Annotated in this window: 17 protein-coding genes and 1 riboswitch; of the genes, 13 read left to right on the top strand and 4 right to left on the bottom strand. The window is 42.6% G+C overall.

What is annotated here, in order from left to right; all coding sequences use genetic code 11:
- Positions 1-75 precede the first annotated feature (75 nt).
- On the top strand, positions 76-705 hold the full coding sequence (gene nth / locus L0M85_RS00585; protein ID WP_238656084.1) for an endonuclease III: 630 nt from the start codon (positions 76-78) through the stop codon (positions 703-705).
- Positions 706-730: 25 nt separating this feature from the next.
- On the opposite strand, the gene L0M85_RS00590 is transcribed toward nth, so the two are convergent.
- From L0M85_RS00590 to L0M85_RS00600, 3 genes are all read right to left on the bottom strand, one after another.
- Positions 731-1,324, bottom strand: a complete 594-nt coding sequence (locus L0M85_RS00590) for a helix-turn-helix transcriptional regulator (protein WP_238656086.1) — start codon at positions 1,322-1,324, stop codon at positions 731-733.
- Between the two features lie 170 nt (positions 1,325-1,494).
- Positions 1,495-1,881 carry a VOC family protein gene (locus tag L0M85_RS00595; RefSeq protein WP_238656088.1) on the bottom strand — a complete coding sequence of 129 codons (387 nt, stop codon included), beginning with the start codon at positions 1,879-1,881 and terminating at the stop codon, positions 1,495-1,497.
- A gap of 10 nt (positions 1,882-1,891) precedes the next feature.
- Positions 1,892-2,719, bottom strand: coding sequence for an exodeoxyribonuclease III (locus L0M85_RS00600; RefSeq protein WP_238656090.1), 828 nt, complete (start codon positions 2,717-2,719; stop codon positions 1,892-1,894).
- A 314-nt stretch (positions 2,720-3,033) separates the two neighbouring features.
- Here L0M85_RS00600 and pbp2b point away from each other — a divergent pair, with 314 nt between their 5' ends.
- The 9 genes from pbp2b to L0M85_RS00645 all read left to right on the top strand — a co-directional run bounded on the left by pbp2b (position 3,034) and on the right by L0M85_RS00645 (position 12,867).
- Entirely contained in the window at positions 3,034-5,115 is a 2,082-nt protein-coding gene (gene pbp2b / locus L0M85_RS00605; protein WP_238656092.1) for a penicillin-binding protein PBP2B, read from the top strand.
- A gap of 10 nt (positions 5,116-5,125) precedes the next feature.
- A complete protein-coding gene (gene recR / locus L0M85_RS00610) occupies positions 5,126-5,722 on the top strand; it encodes a recombination mediator RecR (protein WP_006596694.1) in 597 nt (198 codons plus the stop codon).
- 171 nt (positions 5,723-5,893) lie between these two features.
- A complete protein-coding gene (locus L0M85_RS00615; RefSeq protein WP_238656094.1) occupies positions 5,894-6,940 on the top strand; it encodes a D-alanine--D-alanine ligase in 1,047 nt (348 codons plus the stop codon).
- 88 nt (positions 6,941-7,028) lie between these two features.
- Positions 7,029-8,399, top strand: coding sequence for a UDP-N-acetylmuramoyl-tripeptide--D-alanyl-D-alanine ligase (murF, locus tag L0M85_RS00620; protein ID WP_238656096.1), 1,371 nt, complete (start codon positions 7,029-7,031; stop codon positions 8,397-8,399).
- A complete protein-coding gene (locus L0M85_RS00625) occupies positions 8,389-9,000 on the top strand; it encodes an NUDIX hydrolase (RefSeq protein ID WP_238656098.1) in 612 nt (203 codons plus the stop codon). Before murF ends, L0M85_RS00625 begins: the two co-directional genes overlap by 11 nt.
- Positions 9,001-9,030: 30 nt before the next feature.
- A complete protein-coding gene (locus tag L0M85_RS00630) occupies positions 9,031-9,732 on the top strand; it encodes a YwaF family protein (protein ID WP_140813846.1) in 702 nt (233 codons plus the stop codon).
- Between the two features lie 28 nt (positions 9,733-9,760).
- Positions 9,761-10,435: a YwaF family protein gene (locus tag L0M85_RS00635; RefSeq protein ID WP_048789694.1), complete on the top strand. Its 675-nt coding sequence runs from the start codon at positions 9,761-9,763 to the stop codon at positions 10,433-10,435.
- Between the two features lie 22 nt (positions 10,436-10,457).
- Positions 10,458-11,144 (top strand): TIGR02206 family membrane protein, encoded by a 687-nt coding sequence (locus L0M85_RS00640; RefSeq protein ID WP_048789693.1) that lies wholly within the window; start codon positions 10,458-10,460, stop codon positions 11,142-11,144.
- 178 nt (positions 11,145-11,322) lie between these two features.
- Complete coding sequence (locus tag L0M85_RS00645; protein WP_238656100.1) at positions 11,323-12,867, top strand: peptide chain release factor 3; 1,545 nt, start codon at positions 11,323-11,325, stop codon at positions 12,865-12,867.
- A gap of 140 nt (positions 12,868-13,007) precedes the next feature.
- Here L0M85_RS00645 and thiT read toward each other — a convergent pair whose 3' ends face one another.
- A complete protein-coding gene (thiT, locus tag L0M85_RS00650; protein ID WP_223356180.1) occupies positions 13,008-13,583 on the bottom strand; it encodes an energy-coupled thiamine transporter ThiT in 576 nt (191 codons plus the stop codon).
- 81 nt (positions 13,584-13,664) lie between these two features.
- A riboswitch (TPP riboswitch) is annotated at positions 13,665-13,789 on the bottom strand.
- Positions 13,790-13,890: 101 nt separating this feature from the next.
- Between thiT and L0M85_RS00655 the strand changes: the two genes are divergently transcribed.
- The 3 genes from L0M85_RS00655 (at position 13,891) to L0M85_RS00665 (ending at position 17,537) form a co-directional block, all read left to right on the top strand.
- Positions 13,891-14,271: a PH domain-containing protein gene (locus L0M85_RS00655; RefSeq protein ID WP_006596927.1), complete on the top strand. Its 381-nt coding sequence runs from the start codon at positions 13,891-13,893 to the stop codon at positions 14,269-14,271.
- A gap of 81 nt (positions 14,272-14,352) precedes the next feature.
- Entirely contained in the window at positions 14,353-15,261 is a 909-nt protein-coding gene (locus L0M85_RS00660) for a magnesium transporter CorA family protein (RefSeq protein ID WP_125335336.1), read from the top strand.
- A gap of 701 nt (positions 15,262-15,962) precedes the next feature.
- Positions 15,963-17,537 (top strand): DEAD/DEAH box helicase, encoded by a 1,575-nt coding sequence (locus tag L0M85_RS00665; protein WP_238656102.1) that lies wholly within the window; start codon positions 15,963-15,965, stop codon positions 17,535-17,537.
- Positions 17,538-17,763 lie beyond the last annotated feature (226 nt).

The raw sequence follows: 17,763 nt of genomic DNA on the forward strand, positions 1-17,763 counted from the left end.
TTTTCTGAAGCCGATTCCTTCAGAAATAGACGGACTTCATGCTATAATAAAGTCTAGTAATACAAAGGAGACGTTATGGTTTTATCAAAAAAACGGGCACGACATGTGATTGAAGAAATTATCGCCCTCTTTCCAGATGCCAAGCCAAGTTTGGATTTTCGCAACCATTTTGAATTATTAGTAGCGGTGATGCTCTCTGCTCAAACAACGGATGCCGCGGTTAATAAGGCAACTCCTGCCTTGTTTGAAGCCTTCCCAACCCCTCAGGACATGGCGTTCGCCAGTGAAGCCGACATTGCCAAGCATATTTCCGAATTAGGCCTCTATCGCAATAAGGCTAAATTTCTCAAAAAATGTGCCCAACAATTGTTGGATAACTTTGATGGCCAAGTCCCACAGACGCGTGAAGAATTAGAGAGTCTAGCTGGAGTGGGACGCAAGACAGCCAATGTGGTCATGAGTGTAGGATTTGGCATTCCTGCCTTTGCCGTTGATACCCATGTGGAGCGCATCTGCAAGCATCATGACATTGTCAAGAAGTCAGCAACACCATTAGAAGTGGAAAAACGAGTCATGGATGTTCTTCCCCCTGAGCGCTGGCTCCCAGCTCATCAGGCCATGATCTATTTTGGACGGGCTATCTGCCATCCTAAAAATCCCGAGTGCGATCACTATCCGCAACTCTATAACTTTAAAGACATTTAAAAAGCGAGGTCTAATGACTTCGCTTTTATTTGATAGGGAAGAAAGTAAGTAAGAGCCAAGAAATCAGTAGAGTAATAGCGCCAATTCCAAGGCAAAATAGAAGAGGAAGGAGGATACTTTGGTAGGGAGCTTTGCCCCTTTCTTCCGCTTCTTCAATGTCGCTTAGACTGCGTCCTTGTTCATAGGCGACAATCTGGCGATAAGTACGAAGATTATGCTTTTTCTTGAATTTCTCAATGCGTAGGGCGTAGAATAAAGCGACAGCAAGAATCAAGCAACTAATCACGATGCCGTATCCATCCAAATAAAGAATGAGGGGAGTGATGATGATAGGACTGCCAATTAGTAAAATGGTAAAAACTACTCCATCTTTTTGATAGCGCATAAATTCTTGGTCGTGAATAATTTGTTTCATGGTTTCCAAATCTCCTTTGACTAGTTTGTCCAATGACACTTCAAAGACCTTGCTTAGTAAAAGCAGGTTTTGAATATCCGGGTAGGTTGCGCCTCGTTCCCAGTTGGAAATCGATTGACGGCTGACAAAGATGATTTCAGCTAATTCGTCTTGAGATAAGTTTTTCTCTTTACGATAGTGCTGGATTTGTTTTCCGACTTGCATAAGATTTCCTCGCTTTCTGATTTCATTCTACCTAATTATACAAAAAATGGCTATCAAAGTTCTTTGACATGTTGATTTCATAGGCTTTGGCAACTGTTTTTGACCGTGGATTTGCAAGCCTGTCAATGGATAATTAGCTAGCGAAAAAGAGGCCAAGAGCCTCCTTTTTCTTATTCGCTAAATCTTAAGAAATAACCATCTGGATCCAAAATCGCAAATTCCTGGGGATAGATAAAGCTATCTCCGACTCGAAATTTTCTTTGTATCAGCGGACGATGGATGGGGTAGTTAGCTTCCAACAGTTTTTGGTGGAGTTGTGGGACATCCTTGATACCAAAGGAGATATTGATGCCGCGACCGAAAGGATAGGTCAGTTGGGATAATTCTTCTGCGTTGCCTTCTTCTAGCATAAGTTGGCAGTCTTCAAGCGAAAGGAAGAGAAATTTTTCTTCTGGACGCTCGTATTGGACAGAGAATCCCAATAAGTCGCAGTAGAAGTGACGCGAGTTCTCGATATTCGATACGACAAATTCAGGGATGACAGCTTGATAGTCCATTGTTTTCTCCTTATAGATCAATCTCCATGACAATTGGTGTATGGTCTTGACGGGCACCAGAGTCAATCATAGCTGATCTAGTTACCTTGTTCGCAATGCGGTTAGAAGTGAGCCAGTAGTCAATTCTCCAGCCTGTGTTGTTGATTTTAGATGTCTTGCTACGTTGTGCCCACCAAGTATATTGATCTGGAAGGTCCCCATGCAAGTGGCGGAAGGTATCAGTGAACCCTTTGGCTAGCAAGTTAGTAAAGCCAGCACGCTCTTCATCGGTAAAGCCTGGGGAACGACGGTTGCTGGCTGGATTGGCCAAGTCGATTTCCTTGTGGGCTACGTTGTAGTCTCCTGTTGCCAGAACAGGCTTTTGCTGGTCTAGTTCTGCCAAGTAGTCTGCATATTTGGCATCCCAAATTTGGCGTTCTTCCAAGCGTTTGAGCCCATCTCCAGCATTCGGAGTATAGACCTGGGTCACAAAGAAGTCATCAAATTCTAGGGTAATAATTCGACCTTCGACGTCCATGGTAGAAGGAGCACCTATTTCTGGGAAGGTTACCCTTGGTGTCAATTCTTTTTTATAGAGGAACATGGTTCCTGCATATCCTTTGCGGGCTGGTTCTATAGAGGACCGCCAAGTATTTTCATATCCAGGGAAAAGTTCTGCTAAGACCTCTAAGTGTTTTTTTGTTGGTCCTTTGGCAGATAATTTTGTTTCCTGAATGGCAATGATATCCGCATCTTCTGCAACCAAGGTTAGGAGGACGTCTTGTGAGAGCTTTGCGCGTGCAGAGTCACTCGTCAAGGCGGCATTCAGTGAGTCAATATTCCATGAGATCAGTTTCATATCGTTTCCTTTACTAACTTTTTCGATGTTTCTATTATACCAAAAAATCTCCTATCACTTGTCTCCTGTGATTTAAGGAAAGAGCTATTTTGCAGTCAAGAGCTATGCCTCCCGCATATGCATAAAAGAATGCTTGCCGAGGAGTTCAGAATGACGATTATTTTATCTGGTCTAGCGACTCGTGTCTGGATGAAATGTGCTATAATGGAAGTTGAGTTTAAAATAGAAATATTCCTCAGATTTCCTTTAAAGTTATCCTATTTTTCCATGGATTGTTAGGGACTGGGGCTGAGAATCACAGTGAAAGGAGAGGTATGGCGCAAAAATCTAAACGTTCAAAAAAAGCGAATGCTAAGGTGAGAAAATTTGATAATCGGTGGATTACTAGACGACTTTATTTGTTATTCAGTATAGTCTGTACCCTCTTTTTGATTTTAATTGCTCGACTAGGGTATATGCAGATTACTCATCAAGGCTTTTATACACAAAAATTGGCAAAAGCTACCAAAAAACACTTAACAAGAGGGAGTCTCCGGGGGCAGATTTATGATGCTTCTGGTCAGCCTCTGGTAGAAAATGTTGACAAGAAGGTCTTGTCCTTTACCCGAAGCAATAAGTTTACTGCAGAAGAAATGCGTCAAACAGCTCAGCTTCTTCTGAATTATGTAAGTGTTTCGAATCCCCAAATCACCAAGCGTCAAGAGATCGACTTTTATCTCGCAAATTCGGAAGTCTATAAAGAGGTAGTGGATAAGTTGCCCAAGGAGGAGCGTATCGACACGGACGGGAATCCACTCCCAGAAGCAACTATCTATCAGCATGCTGTTGATAGTATTGAGACTGAAAAATTAGGCTATACAGAAGAAGAAAAGAAAGCCATCTATCTCTTCAGCCAAATGAATGCCGTTGAAAACTTTGCCAGTGCTACGATTGTGACAGATCCGATGTCCGATGAGCAGGTAACGACGGTTAAAGATCATTTAAAAGAATTTCCAGGATTTGAAGTGATCACGAGTTGGGATCGAAAAGTGGTTGATAGCCCCTTGGCTTCCATCGTCGGTAGTGTGTCGACAGAGCAAGCAGGTCTTCCAGCTGAAGAAGTGGATGATTATTTGGAAAAAGGCTATGCCTTAAATGATCGCGTCGGAACTTCTTATCTAGAAAAACAATATGAGTCTGTCCTTCAAGGAGAACGGGTTGAAAAAGAAATCCATTTGGACAAGAATGGCAATGTCGAAAAGATCGAAACCCTCTCCAAAGGAAGCAAGGGAAACAATATCAAGCTTTCCATTGATTTGGATTTCCAAAGAGGAGTGGAAGACATCTTGAAGAAGTCCTTCCAGGCAGAATTGGCCGCTGGCAATGCCACCTACTCAGAAGGGGTCTATGCTGTTGCCTTGGATCCAAAAACGGGTAGAATCCTTGCGATGGCGGGGATGAAACATGAAGCTGGTTCGCAAGACCTGACTCCTGACGCTTTAGGGACAGTGACCAACGTCTTTGTTCCAGGATCGGTTGTGAAAGCAGCGACTTTGACAGCAGGATGGGAAAATGGGGTGATTTCTGGGAATCAAGTCCTATTGGATCAACCAATCTCCTTTTCTGGTTCAGCTCCTATCACTTCTTGGTTCACGCAGTTTGGAAGTCAAGAAATCAATGCGGTCCAAGCGTTGGAATATTCTTCTAACACCTATATGGTGCAGATAGCTCTTAATTTGATGGGCCAACCCTATCAGCCAAACATGAGTTTGAAGACAGACCAATTGGATCCAGCAATGAACAAATTGCGATCGACCTTTGCCTCTTATGGTCTGGGAACAGAGACGGGAATTGACCTTCCAAATGAATCAACGGGCTATGTTCCCAAAGAGTTCACGATTGGTAATTACCTAACAGACGCCTTTGGTCAGTTTGATAACTATACCCCTATGCAGTTGGCTCAATATGTTGCAACCATTGCCAACGATGGGAAACGCGTGGCGCCACACTTGGTCCAAGGAATTTATGAGAATGATGCCAAGGGAGGTTTGGGCCCTCTGAAAGAAGAGATTGCAACAAAAGAACTCAATCAAGTAGCTTTGACACCCGAAAATCTAGCTATCATTAAACAAGGTTTTTATCAGGTTGTATACGGAACCAGTGGCTTAACAACTGGTAAAACTATCGGAGAAGGAGCTGCCGTTCCAATCAGTGCGAAGACCGGGACTGCAGAAACATTTGTAAATGGTGGGACCCCTGCTGTAAATACCAATGTCATCGCCTATGCCCCATCTGAAAATCCTCAGATTGCGGTGGCAGTCGTCTTCCCTCACAATACCAATCTCCAAGCGACTGTTAGTCACAGTATTACCAGAGAGATTATCAATCTCTACCAGCAAAAACATCCTATGAATTAGAAAGGAAGCTATGCTCTATCCAACACCTATCGCAAAATTAATTGAAAGTTATTCGAAGCTCCCTGGTATTGGGATCAAAACAGCAACTCGTCTGGCCTTTTATACCATCGGAATGAGTGATGACGATGTCAATGAGTTTGCCAAGAATCTCTTGTCAGCAAAGCGGGAGTTAAGCTATTGTTCCATCTGTGGGAACTTAACAGATGAAGAAGAGTGTGCCATTTGTCGAGACGAGACGCGCGATCCATCGACCATCTTAGTGGTAGAAGATAGTCGAGATGTGTCAGCCATGGAGAATATTCAGGAGTACCACGGTCGCTACCATGTCCTTCATGGCTTGATTTCGCCCATGAATGGGGTCGGACCAGATGATATTAACCTCAAGTCCTTGATCACACGATTAATGGATCATGAGGTCCAAGAAGTGATTGTGGCGACCAATGCAACCGCGGATGGGGAAGCAACTTCTATGTATATCTCTCGCGTCCTCAAACCAGCTGGCATCAAAGTGACTCGCCTAGCACGTGGATTAGCTGTCGGAGCCGATATCGAATATGCGGACGAAGTGACGCTTCTTCGAGCTATTGAAAATCGAACCGAGTTATAAGCGGTTACAGAAACTGGAGGAAGCCCTCCGGTTTTTTGTTTTTTAGGTGTTCTCTCTCGTTTTCTTTCTTTTTAAAGTGTGGTATACTAGAGGGACGAACTCGTATGTGAGGAGTGCTTCTGACAAGTCAATCAGGAAGCACAAAATTAAAAAAAGGATTAGGACCAAACAATGGCAAAAGAAAAAATTGTACTTCTTTATGGTGGCCGTAGCGCAGAGCGCGAAGTGTCTGTACTTTCAGCTGAAAGCGTCATGCGGGCGATTAATTATGACAAGTATTCTGTTGAGACCTATTTCATTACTCAGGTGGGAGACTTCATCAAGACCCAAAGCTATGAAGAGAAGCCTGCTGAAACAGAACGCTTGATGACCAACGAGACCATTGATTGGGAAGCTAAAGTATCTCCGAGCAGTATCTACCAAGAAGGGGCGGTTGTCTTTCCAGTCCTTCACGGACCAATGGGAGAAGATGGATCGGTTCAAGGTTTCCTAGAAGTCTTGAAACTTCCATATGTGGGATGTGATATCCTTTCTTCTAGTGTGGCGATGGATAAGATTACCACCAAACGGGTCCTAGAATCTGCAGGGATTCCACAAGTTCCTTATGTGGCTGTCCTTGAAGGAGATGACCTAGAGGCTAAAATTGCCTTAATCGAAACAGAATTGACCTATCCGGTCTTTACCAAACCTTCTAACATGGGCTCTAGTGTTGGTATTTCAAAAGCAGAGAACCAGGCAGAACTTCGTCAATCTTTGGAATTGGCTTTTAAATATGATAGCCGTGTTCTGGTTGAGCAAGGTGTCGTAGCGCGCGAAATCGAAGTGGGATTGTTGGGTAACTACGATGTCAAAAGCACCCTCCCTGGTGAGGTGGTCAAAGATGTGGCCTTCTATGACTACGAAGCCAAATACATCGATAATAAGATTACGATGGCGATTCCAGCTGAAATTCCTGCAGAAGTTGCTGCGACCATGCGTCAGAATGCCGAATTGGCCTTCCGTGCCATTGGTGGGAAAGGTCTCTCCCGTTGTGATTTCTTCTACACAGAGGATGGGGGCATCTACTTGAATGAGCTCAATACCATGCCTGGTTTTACCCAATGGTCTATGTATCCCTTGTTGTGGGACAACATGGGCTTGTCCTATCCTGATTTGATTGAGCGTTTGGTTGAGTTGGCAAAAGCAACTTTCGAAAAACGCGAAGCACACTTACTGTAAGAATCTGTTCCTAGCGGGAGTGGGAGATGAAGTCAACTCATAGAGGAGTCGCTTTTCTTCCTGCTCCCACTTTTTAGAGGAGAATACTATGAATCTAACCTTGCACGAAGTAGCAGGTGTCCTGGCTGCTCGCAATGATATCAGTCAATTTGAAGATGTAGACTTTACCAAGCCTGAATTTGATAGCCGTTTGATTAGGCCTGGAGACCTTTTTGTCCCTCTTAAGGGGGCGCGTGATGGGCATGATTTCATCGAGACGGCCTTTGAAAATGGGGCTGTAGCGACCTTGTCTGAAAAAGAAGTAGAAGGCCACCCGTATTTGTTGGTAGATGATGTTCTAGCGGCCTTTCAAAAATTAGCCCAATATGTGTTGGAAAAGAGTCAAGTAGATGTCTTGGCGGTCACCGGTTCAAACGGTAAGACAACGACCAAAGATATGTTGGCTCAATTGCTGTCGACTACCTACAAAACCTATAAAACACAAGGGAACTACAATAACGAGATTGGCCTTCCTTATACGGTTCTCCATATGCCAGGAGGAACAGAAAAGCTTGTCCTTGAAATGGGGCAGGACCATCTGGGAGATATCCATCTTCTCTCAGAAATTGCGCATCCTAAGGCAGCGATCGTGACCCTTATTGGGGAAGCTCATCTTGAGTTTTTCAAAGACCGCAAAGAAATTGCCAAAGGGAAATTGCAAATTGCGGACGGGATGCCAGCTGGTGGCTTGCTTCTAGTGCCGGCCGATCCCATTGTCGAGGATTTTTTACCGAGCCAACAAGAGCTTGTGCGCTTTGGTGAAGGAGCAAACATCAGCATTACCAAGTTGGAGGAACGCAAGGATAGCCTGACTTTTGAAGCGAACTTCTTATCAGATGCTATTGACTTACCTGTCACAGGTAAATACAATGCGACCAATGCCATGATTGCGGCCTATGTTGCCTTGCAAGAAGGAGTCAGTGAAGAGGCCATCCGTGCAAGCTTTAAAGGCTTAGAGCTGACTAAGAACCGCACAGAATGGAAGAAGGCAAGTAACGGAGCGGATATCCTATCCGATGTCTACAATGCCAATCCAACGGCCATGCGCCTGATTTTAGAAACCTTCTCGACTATTCCTACCAATCCAAATGGTCGCAAGCTTGCGGTCTTGGCAGATATGAAAGAACTCGGGGAGCAATCCATTGATCTGCACAACCAAATGATTCTCAGCCTGTCACCGGATGTCTTGGATACCGTTATTTTCTATGGCCAAGACATTGCGGGACTGGCTCAATTAGCGAGTCAGATGTTCCCACTCGGACATGTCTATTATTTCAAAAAGACCGCTGAGGAAGATCAATTTGAGGACCTGCTCAAACAAGTCAAGGAAAGCTTAAAAGAGCAGGACCAAATCCTCATCAAGGGAAGCAATTCCATGAATCTAGCCAAATTGGTAGAGGAGTTGGAGAATGGCGAGTAATAATGTACTAAAGAACATTCAGCGCTTGATTTCAATCACCAATACAGGCTTAGCGTTCTCAAAAGATCCATTTGATCAAGAGCGCTATCAGGATATTCGTGCCATTTTACAGGATCTTGTCAGAGAAGCGACTGATTTGAATCCACAAGAATTATCGGATTTGTTTCGACCGACAGACCATTACGACACTCCCTTGATTGATGTTAGGGCATGGATTGTCAAAGATGGAAAACTTTGTCTGGTGAAAGGTCAGGGAGAAGAGACCTGGGCTTTGCCGGGTGGTTTTGGTGAGGTTGGCTATTCTCCAAAAGAAAATATTTTAAAGGAAATCCAAGAAGAAACGGGCTATGTAGCACGTGTCAATCGGTTGTTGGCAGTATTTGATACCAATCGCTACCAATTGCAAAGCTGCCAATATGTGAAATTGGTATTTGAATGTGAATTGCTGGATGGAAGTTTTCAACAGAATCAGGAAATTTCCGATCTTGCATTTTTTGAGAGAGAGAAGATGCCTGCTCTTTCTACCAAGCGCAATACAGAAGAACAATTGAACTTCCTTTGGGAGGTCTATGATGGGAAACGAGATTTGTATTGTGATTAAAAATGATCTATAAATTAAAGGAATGTGAAAATGACACTTTGGGATTTATTGTTTACAAACCAAAAATCAGCCCCGCCTGGGTTTGGTCTCTGGTATTTCATTCTGCCGGCCTCTTTGTTGGTGGTTGGTTACTTTTCCATCAGATATGCGCAGTCCAAAAGCTACCAACGCTTTTGGTATTGGGCACAGTTGATCCAAGTCCTGACCATCAATGCTTGGTATATTCTCGCCCACATGCCTTTGACGGATAATTTGCCTTTTTATCATTGCCGCTTGGCCATGTTGGTGATTCTCTTTGCCCCTAAAGGGACCTATATCAAGCAATATTTTGCTCTCTTGGGAGTTTTAGGATCGATTGCGGCCTTGGTGTATCCAGCCTTTGATCCCTTCCCATTCCCTCATATCACAGTGTTGAATCTAATTTTTAGCCACTGGGCCTTGCTTGCCAATAGTTTGATTTACCTACAGGATCATTATCAATCTGAAAAACAAGACAGCTTGAGAATTTTCAAGATTACTTTTGGCATGAATGCCTTGATTTTTGTGGTCAACCTTTTGACGAAAGGGGATTATGGCTTCTTACGACGTCCACCAATCATTGGGGACCACGGTGCTCTCTTAAACTACCTTTTGGTTAGCTTTGTGATGGTAGCTGGAATTTTCTTGGTCAACCAACGTTATAAGTACAAATACAAGATGGTTGAAGAGACTGTCGGTTCGCGTTCGGAATAGAAATTAGATGAGCTGAGGTAAGGAAGACATGACTCTTTGGGATTTATTTTTCACCAGTCAACCAACGGCTCCTCCTCAATTGGGGGCTTGGTATTTCTTGTTGCCGACATCATTGGTAGTGGTGGGTCTTCTGTCTATTCGATTTGCCTCTTCCAAAGGCTATCAAAACTTTTGGTATTGGGGGCAGTTGATCCAGTTGCTGATTATCAACGCTTGGTATATTGCAGCATGCTTGCCTTTTTCAGAGAGCCTACCCTTCTATCATAGCCGGATGGCCATGTGGATCATTCTCTTGGCTCCTAAGGGAAGTTTCAAGCAGTATTTTGCCCTGATAGGAGTCTTTGGCTCTATCATGGCTTTGGTTCATCCCGTCTTTTATCCCTATCCTTTTCCTCACGTATCCTCGATCAACAATGTCTTTGGGCACTGGGCCCTCTTGGCCAATTGCTTGATCTATCTGGTTCAATCCTACCAGGTGGAAGCAAGGGATGCCTGGAAAATCTGTCAGATGACTTTTGGGGTTAATGCTATTATTCAGCTCGCTAATCTTGTAACAGGTGGAAATTATGGCTTTATGCGTCGCCCTCCTGTACTTGGTGATCATGGACTTGTGCTCAACTATTTGATCGTGACCATCCTGATGACAGGAACCCTTATCCTGATCAATGTGATCGTTAAGTCCAGTAAGAAAAAGAACATCTGAATCCGCTTAATAAGGAGATCGTATGCATCATTTTTTCACAACTGAATCCACTGCACCACCTGTTATCCCGCTCCTTTGGTATGGGGTCATGGTTCTTTTAATCCTAATGGCAGTTTGGGCTTCATTACGTTACTATCAAAATGAACAATTTCGAAAAATCTTTCGAAACTTACAAATATTTCAATTGATCTGTCTCTATATCTGGTATTTTGCTTTTCAACTTCCCTGGTCCAATAGTTTACCCTTGTACCATTGCCGTTTGGCCATGTTTGCTGTCTTGTTGTTGCCAGACCGATGGAAGAGCAAGCAGTTCTTTGCCTTGATGGGAGTCAGTGGGGCGATCTTTGCCTTGGGTTATCCGGTCTTTGATCCCTATACCTTCCCTCATATTACGAGCTTTTCTTTTCTCTTAGGGCATTACTGTCTCTTGGTTAATTCCTTGATTTATCTCTTGAGATGCTATGATTCGAGCCTCTTAAAAAATCGAGAAATTGTTCTTTATACCTTCTTCCTTGATATGTTTCTAGTTGGTGTCAACCAAGTCACTGGAGGAAATTATGGACTTATGGCCCGGCCACCGATTATCAAAGGGGATAGTCTCCTGGTGAATTATGTCGTGGTTTCCAGCATCCTAGCAGCAGCCTTGCTTCTCTTTAATGTATTTTTCAGTCGCAGAAGAGAGCGGGTTAAAGTAAGTAATTCAATATAATTGAAGAAGACTAGAATCGTATGATTTTAGTCTTCCTTTTTGATTTCAAAGAAGAATCATCGTTGAAAAAAGTGCCTATTTTCGCTATAATAGGACAGATAGAGAAATTGAGGAGAAATCCGATGTAGAGATGAATTTGTAAACTTGTCAGAAAATAAGAAGAGAAAGAAATAGGAACATGAACGTACAAGAAGAAATTAAAAAACGCCGTACCTTTGCCATCATCTCCCACCCGGATGCTGGTAAAACGACGATTACAGAGCAGTTGCTCTACTTTGGTGGGGAGATTCGGGAAGCCGGTACTGTCAAAGGGAAGAAAACAGGAAACTTTGCTAAATCCGACTGGATGGATATTGAGAAACAACGTGGGATTTCGGTAACCTCATCTGTCATGCAGTTTGACTACGATGGAAAACGCGTTAATATCCTTGATACCCCAGGGCACGAGGACTTCTCAGAAGATACTTACCGTACCTTGATGGCAGTGGATGCTGCCGTCATGGTGGTGGACTCTGCCAAGGGTATCGAGGCCCAAACCAAGAAATTGTTTGAGGTTGTCAAACACCGTGGCATTCCAGTCTTTACCTTTATGAACAAGCTAGACCGTGACGGTCGCGAGCCACTGGATCTCTTGCAAGAATTGGAAGAGGTCTTGGGCATCGCAAGTTACCCGATGAACTGGCCGATTGGGATGGGGAAAGCCTTTGAGGGACTCTATGACCTTTATAACCAACGTTTGGAACTCTATAAAGGAGACGAACGCTTTGCCAGTCTAGAAGACGGCGACAAGCTTTTTGCTAACAATCCATTCTATGAGCAAGTGAAAGATGACATCGAACTCTTGCAAGAAGCAGGAAATGAATTCTCAGAAGAAGCCATCCTTGCGGGTGAATTGACTCCTGTCTTCTTTGGTTCAGCTTTGACCAACTTCGGAGTACAGACTTTCTTGGAAACCTTCTTGAAGTTTGCTCCAGAACCACATGGCCACAAGAAGACTGATGGAGAGATTGTCGACCCTTATGACAAGGATTTCTCAGGATTTGTCTTTAAAATCCAGGCCAACATGGATCCTCGTCACCGTGACCGGATCGCTTTTGTTCGGATCGTATCTGGCGAATTTGAGCGTGGGATGAGCGTCAACCTCCCTCGTACTGGTAAGGGCGCTAAGTTATCTAACGTGACTCAATTTATGGCCGAAAGCCGTGAAAATGTCACCAATGCTGTAGCAGGAGACATCATCGGGGTTTACGATACCGGTACTTATCAGGTTGGAGATACTTTGACAGTGGGCAAAAATAAGTTTGAATTTGAACCACTGCCAACCTTTACACCTGAAATCTTCATGAAGGTATCTGCGAAGAATGTCATGAAGCAAAAGTCCTTCCATAAGGGAATCGAGCAATTGGTGCAAGAAGGAGCTATTCAGCTTTATACCAACTACCAAACGGGTGAATACATGTTAGGTGCGGTTGGGCAACTCCAGTTTGAAGTCTTTAAACACCGCATGGAAAATGAATACAATGCCGAAGTGGTCATGAGCCCAATGGGTAAAAAGACCGTTCGCTGGATCAAACCAGAGGACTTAGATGAGCGCATGTCTTCAAGCCGAAACATCTTGGCGAAGGACCGCTTTGACCAACCTGTCTTCCTCTTTGAAAACGACTTTGCCCTCCGTTGGTTTGCGGACAAGTATCCAGATGTTGAACTAGAGGAAAAGATGTAACTCAGCACCAACAATTGGAACTAAAGTCCCTAATTGTTGGACACTAGCCACTATTTTGTGGGCTAGCTAACTAGTCTCTTGGTTCACTTTGCTGAATAGAATATATAAATCGAAAAAACCAGCTCAAGCGAGCTGGCTTTTTATTGTTCTGTAATAAGGAGTCTTCCCAAAAATTCTTGTAGTATAAAGAAGACAATCAAACTGGCAATAGTCTCGCCTAAGAAGGAGGAGCTATTTACAATTAGAGAGTAGAGGTAGGCACTTTGGCCTGCCGGTGCGTAGCTTCCCCAGAAGATAACCCCTGCAATGTAGTGAATTGTGTAACGTGCGAACCCTCCTAAGACGACTCCAACAGTAATATAAGTCAGTGTCTGAACTCGTTTCTTATCTCTGATAGCCTTGTCAAGCGTAGGTTTGACAATTCCACTCAGTCCAATCAAGCTAAAGGCTACAAAGTACTCTAAGAAACCTTGGATTGGAGTCAACCAACCACCAGCTGCTTCCCCAGTTACGACTTGCAGCAAACCCCAGATGAATCCACCCATGGCACCAGCCTTAACGCCCCAGCGGAAACTGAGGAGAAAGATGGGAACCATCTTAAAAGATAGAGAAATCCAAGGACCTAAGGACATGGGTTGAGTAACCAAATCCAAAATATAAGCAATGGTCGCTAAAAGAGCAACCTCAATCATTGGTCGAATCGTAGTTTTCGACATAAAAAAACCTCCTATACCAATCGTTTTGATTGGCTCATTTGTTGCCACATCAAAACGTTGTCATAGAAGTTTTCTATTTCATTCTGTTTTGAGACACATCCCTACGCAGGTCCTAACCTGATCAGGTGGTAAGAGTTTAGGCCAGCAACGAACACCTCTGGTATCCAAGCTAGCCAATCTCAGCAATTGCTCCTCTTGTGACTCTCTCATTATACTATCAAAAAAACGTTCACGCAACTTTTTAACTCGTAAAAAATATGGTATAGTTATTAAGATAGAAAATGCACAAGTTGTGGAGGAAAAAATCATGGGTATTTTTGCAGGTTTGATGGGCAATGCATCTCAAAAAGACGTCGATAAGGTTGAAAAAGATTTAGGGGATATCCTGGTTCCAGGTGAGCAAGTAACTCTGGCTTTTAGTTTGATTCGTGATTTGATTGTCTTTACGGAGTACCGTCTGATTTTGGTGGACAAGCAAGGAATGACAGGGAAGAAAACATCTTATAAATCTCTTCCATATCGTTCTATTTCGCGTTTTTCAGTAGAAACATCTGGTCATTTTGATTTGGATGCTGAATTAAAAATTTGGGTTTCATCAGCTGTAGAACCATCAGAAACACTTCAATTTAAGAGTGATAATAGTGTTATCGAGATCCAGCAGGCCTTGGCAGCAGCTGTATTGCGTTGATCAGTGAATGAGGACAGGACTCATCTAGCGATTTCGGGTGATCGGTAGGAGTACTGGTAGATAAGGTAAAGAGGAAACGAAATGTTCGTTGAAAAAAAGTTAGGAGATGGTCGGAGTTGGATTAATATTGATTCTGACTTGATTGCGGAAACCTCCCAGTTGTACCAAAAGTATGGTATTGATCAAGAAACCATTGAATATGCATTGGATAAAAATGAACGTGCCCATATGGATTATAACCGTGAAAATGGAACTGTGACTTTTATCTATAATGTATTGGATATGGAAAAGGAAAAGGAATATTACGAAACCATTCCGATGACTTTCATTGTCCAAGGGCCACGTCTTGTAACTATTAGTAACCGAGACAACGCCTATATTATTGCACAAATGGAACGCTATGTTGATGCTCATGAAAGTTTATCCACCTTTAAACTCTTGTTTGCGGGGCTTGAGATGATTAGTAATGCTTATTATCCGATTATTGAGCGTCTAGATAAGCACAAGGATGAGATTACTCGTCTCTTACGAAAAACGACAACTAGTAAGAACCTTTATGCTCTTTCTGACGTGGAAACTGGTATGGTCTATCTAGCATCCGCTGCCAAGCAAAATCGCATGCTTCTGGAACATATCAAGGCTCACCTAATCTACCGCCAATTTGATGATGTGGAAAAAGAACAATTTGATGATGCCATGATTGAGGCCAGACAGTTGGTATATATGACGGAGTTGAACTCTCAGGTCTTGCAGCAATTGTCTAGCTCTTACAATAATATTCTGAATAACAATCTGAATGATAATTTGACCACCTTGACCATCTTAGAAGCCCTCTTGGCGGTCTTAGCAGTTGTTACTGGTTTCTTTGGAATGAACGTTCCATTGCCCTTTACAAACGATCCCAATGCCTGGATTTATATTTCGATCGCTAGCTTCGTCTTATGGTTGATTTTATCACGAATCTTGCGCTGGATTGCCCATAAACGATAAAAAAAGAGAGGTAGGGAAGAAATTCCTTACCTCTTTCGTATCTTGGTTATTTCAGAAAATTCTTCATTTTTAACTCTGCCTCCCCTAAGAAGAAGAGGCAGTTTTGATACAAGTGATCGACTGTACAAAATCTTCTTGGAAATAGTAGGAGTAGATTTAAAAGTACTGAGTGGATTATAAACAATTTATAATTGGATTGAATCGTTGAATCAGTTAAATGAATGAATCATTTTAATGATACTGAAATATCCTAGATACTAAATTCATTATACATATTTTTATTTTAAAAATCAAGGAAATAATCCCAAAATAAAAGGGGATTTTTTGTGCGTGAAAATTTTTAGAAAGCCTATTGTAACACTGTTTTTGTGAGGTGCTTCAAATGAAAGAAGAGACTTTTCAGTCCTTTTTATTATTGCAAATTTAAAAAGTAATAAATAAGGAGTTATACTAATGAATCAAAGTTGGAAAGAGTTCATTTGAAAGGGGTTACCCACTAAAAACTTTTCAACCTGTTTCGTTTTACTATCTTTTAACCCTGGTCTATGGTATACTAGATAAGTTGCAAAAAAGCAGTACTTTTCTTTAGTGGAAAAGAAGCAACACGGTCTTTCATGAAAACTGAAAGTACGTCATGACAAGAAAAGTATAAACTAAGCGCTATAGGATGGCTTCGCACTATCTTTAGAAAGAAGAAAAACATGAAATTTAATGAATTGAACTTATCTGCTGAATTGTTAGCAGAAGTTGATAAAGCAGGATTTGTAGAAGCAAGTCCTATTCAAGAACAAACCATTCCGTTGGCTCTTGAAGGAAAAGATGTTATCGGTCAAGCTCAAACAGGTACAGGGAAAACTGCAGCCTTTGGCTTGCCAACCCTTGAAAAAATTCGTACAGAAGACCAGACCATTCAAGCTTTGGTCATTGCACCAACCCGTGAACTAGCTGTGCAAAGTCAGGAAGAACTCTTTCGCTTTGGTCGAAGCAAGGGTGTAAAAGTCCGTTCTGTTTATGGTGGTTCAAGTATTGAAAAACAAATCAAGGCTCTTAAATCAGGTGCTCATATCGTAGTTGGAACGCCTGGTCGTCTTCTAGACTTGATCAAACGCAAGGCCTTGAAGTTGCATGATATTGAAACGCTCATCCTTGACGAAGCAGATGAGATGCTCAACATGGGCTTCCTTGAGGATATTGAATCCATTATCTCACGTGTCCCAGAAAATCGTCAAACCTTACTCTTTTCAGCAACCATGCCTGAAGCTATCAAACGCATTGGGGTTCAATTTATGAAAGACCCTGAGCATGTGAAGATTGCGGCGAAAGAGTTGACAACAGAATTGGTTGACCAGTACTATATCCGAGTTAAAGAACAAGAAAAATTTGACACCATGACTCGTCTCATGGACGTGGAGCAACCAGAGCTTGCGATCGTATTTGGTCGTACCAAACGCCGTGTAGATGAGTTGACTCGTGGTCTGAAGATCCGTGGTTTCCGTGCAGAAGGGATTCATGGAGACCTTGACCAAAACAAACGTCTTCGAGTCCTTCGTGATTTCAAAAATGGCAATCTGGATGTCCTTGTTGCAACAGACGTTGCAGCTCGTGGTTTGGATATCTCAGGTGTGACCCATGTCTACAACTATGATATTCCACAAGATCCAGAAAGCTATGTTCACCGTATCGGCCGTACAGGTCGTGCTGGTAAGTCAGGTCAATCGATTACTTTCGTAGCACCAAATGAGATGGGCTACCTCCAAATCATCGAAAACTTGACCAAGAAACGCATGAAAGGTCTCAAACCTGCGACAGCAGAAGAAGCCTTCCAAGCTAAGAAGCAGGTTGCACTGAAGAAGATTGAACGTGATTTTGCGGATGAAGCTATTCGAGGTAACTTCGAAAAATTTGCAAAAGACGCTCGTAAATTGGCTGCAGAATTCAGCCCAGAAGAATTGGCCATGTACATCCTTAGCTTGACAGTTCAGGATCCAGACAGTCTTCCAGAAGTTGAAATTGCGCGTGAGAAACCATTACCATTTAAACCATCTGGTGGTGGATTTGGTGGCAAAGGCAAATCTGGTCGCGGTGGACGACGTGGTGATGATCGTCGAGATCGTGATCGTCGCGGCAATGGTCGTCGTGATGACTACCGAAAGGGTGGTCGTTCCAATGATCGTTTTGACAAAGAGAAGCGTTACCGCAAGGATCATAAAAAACCTCGTAATACTTCAAGCGAGAAGAAAACAGGTTTTGTGATTCGGAACAAAGGAGATAAATAAAAAATACAAGGGTAAACAACTGTTTACCCTTGTATATTTATAAGGAGACCGAAATTCGTAAACAAAACGTTTGCTATCACTCTGTGGTAGCGTTACCAATTCTGTTAACATATTAAGAATACAACTTTTTATGAGCCCTGTCAACAGATTTGCTAAAAAAAATTTACTTTTTTTAAAAAAATGAACAAAAAGTTTAATTTATCTACAAAAATGATCAACAAAATAA

It is taken from the genome of Streptococcus sp. DFI.7.26 (assembly GCF_022240605.1).
GTDB lineage: Bacteria > Bacillota > Bacilli > Lactobacillales > Streptococcaceae > Streptococcus > Streptococcus xiaochunlingii.

Bases quoted from the DNA above. Each gene is read 5' to 3' on its own strand.
- L0M85_RS00660 (WP_125335336.1), top strand. From the start codon at position 14,353: ATGTTCGTTGAAAAAAAGTTAGGAGATGGTCGGAGTTGGATTAATATT.
- L0M85_RS00665 (WP_238656102.1), top strand. From the start codon at position 15,963: ATGAAATTTAATGAATTGAACTTATCTGCTGAATTGTTAGCAGAAGTT.
- nth (WP_238656084.1), top strand. From the start codon at position 76: ATGGTTTTATCAAAAAAACGGGCACGACATGTGATTGAAGAAATTATC.
- pbp2b (WP_238656092.1), top strand. From the start codon at position 3,034: ATGGCGCAAAAATCTAAACGTTCAAAAAAAGCGAATGCTAAGGTGAGA.
- L0M85_RS00590 (WP_238656086.1), bottom strand. From the start codon at position 1,324: ATGCAAGTCGGAAAACAAATCCAGCACTATCGTAAAGAGAAAAACTTA.
- L0M85_RS00630 (WP_140813846.1), top strand. From the start codon at position 9,031: ATGACACTTTGGGATTTATTGTTTACAAACCAAAAATCAGCCCCGCCT.
- murF (WP_238656096.1), top strand. From the start codon at position 7,029: ATGAATCTAACCTTGCACGAAGTAGCAGGTGTCCTGGCTGCTCGCAAT.
- L0M85_RS00635 (WP_048789694.1), top strand. From the start codon at position 9,761: ATGACTCTTTGGGATTTATTTTTCACCAGTCAACCAACGGCTCCTCCT.
- L0M85_RS00655 (WP_006596927.1), top strand. From the start codon at position 13,891: ATGGGTATTTTTGCAGGTTTGATGGGCAATGCATCTCAAAAAGACGTC.
- thiT (WP_223356180.1), bottom strand. From the start codon at position 13,583: ATGTCGAAAACTACGATTCGACCAATGATTGAGGTTGCTCTTTTAGCG.
- L0M85_RS00615 (WP_238656094.1), top strand. From the start codon at position 5,894: ATGGCAAAAGAAAAAATTGTACTTCTTTATGGTGGCCGTAGCGCAGAG.
- L0M85_RS00595 (WP_238656088.1), bottom strand. From the start codon at position 1,881: ATGGACTATCAAGCTGTCATCCCTGAATTTGTCGTATCGAATATCGAG.
- L0M85_RS00640 (WP_048789693.1), top strand. From the start codon at position 10,458: ATGCATCATTTTTTCACAACTGAATCCACTGCACCACCTGTTATCCCG.
- L0M85_RS00645 (WP_238656100.1), top strand. From the start codon at position 11,323: ATGAACGTACAAGAAGAAATTAAAAAACGCCGTACCTTTGCCATCATC.
- L0M85_RS00600 (WP_238656090.1), bottom strand. From the start codon at position 2,719: ATGAAACTGATCTCATGGAATATTGACTCACTGAATGCCGCCTTGACG.
- recR (WP_006596694.1), top strand. From the start codon at position 5,126: ATGCTCTATCCAACACCTATCGCAAAATTAATTGAAAGTTATTCGAAG.
- L0M85_RS00625 (WP_238656098.1), top strand. From the start codon at position 8,389: ATGGCGAGTAATAATGTACTAAAGAACATTCAGCGCTTGATTTCAATC.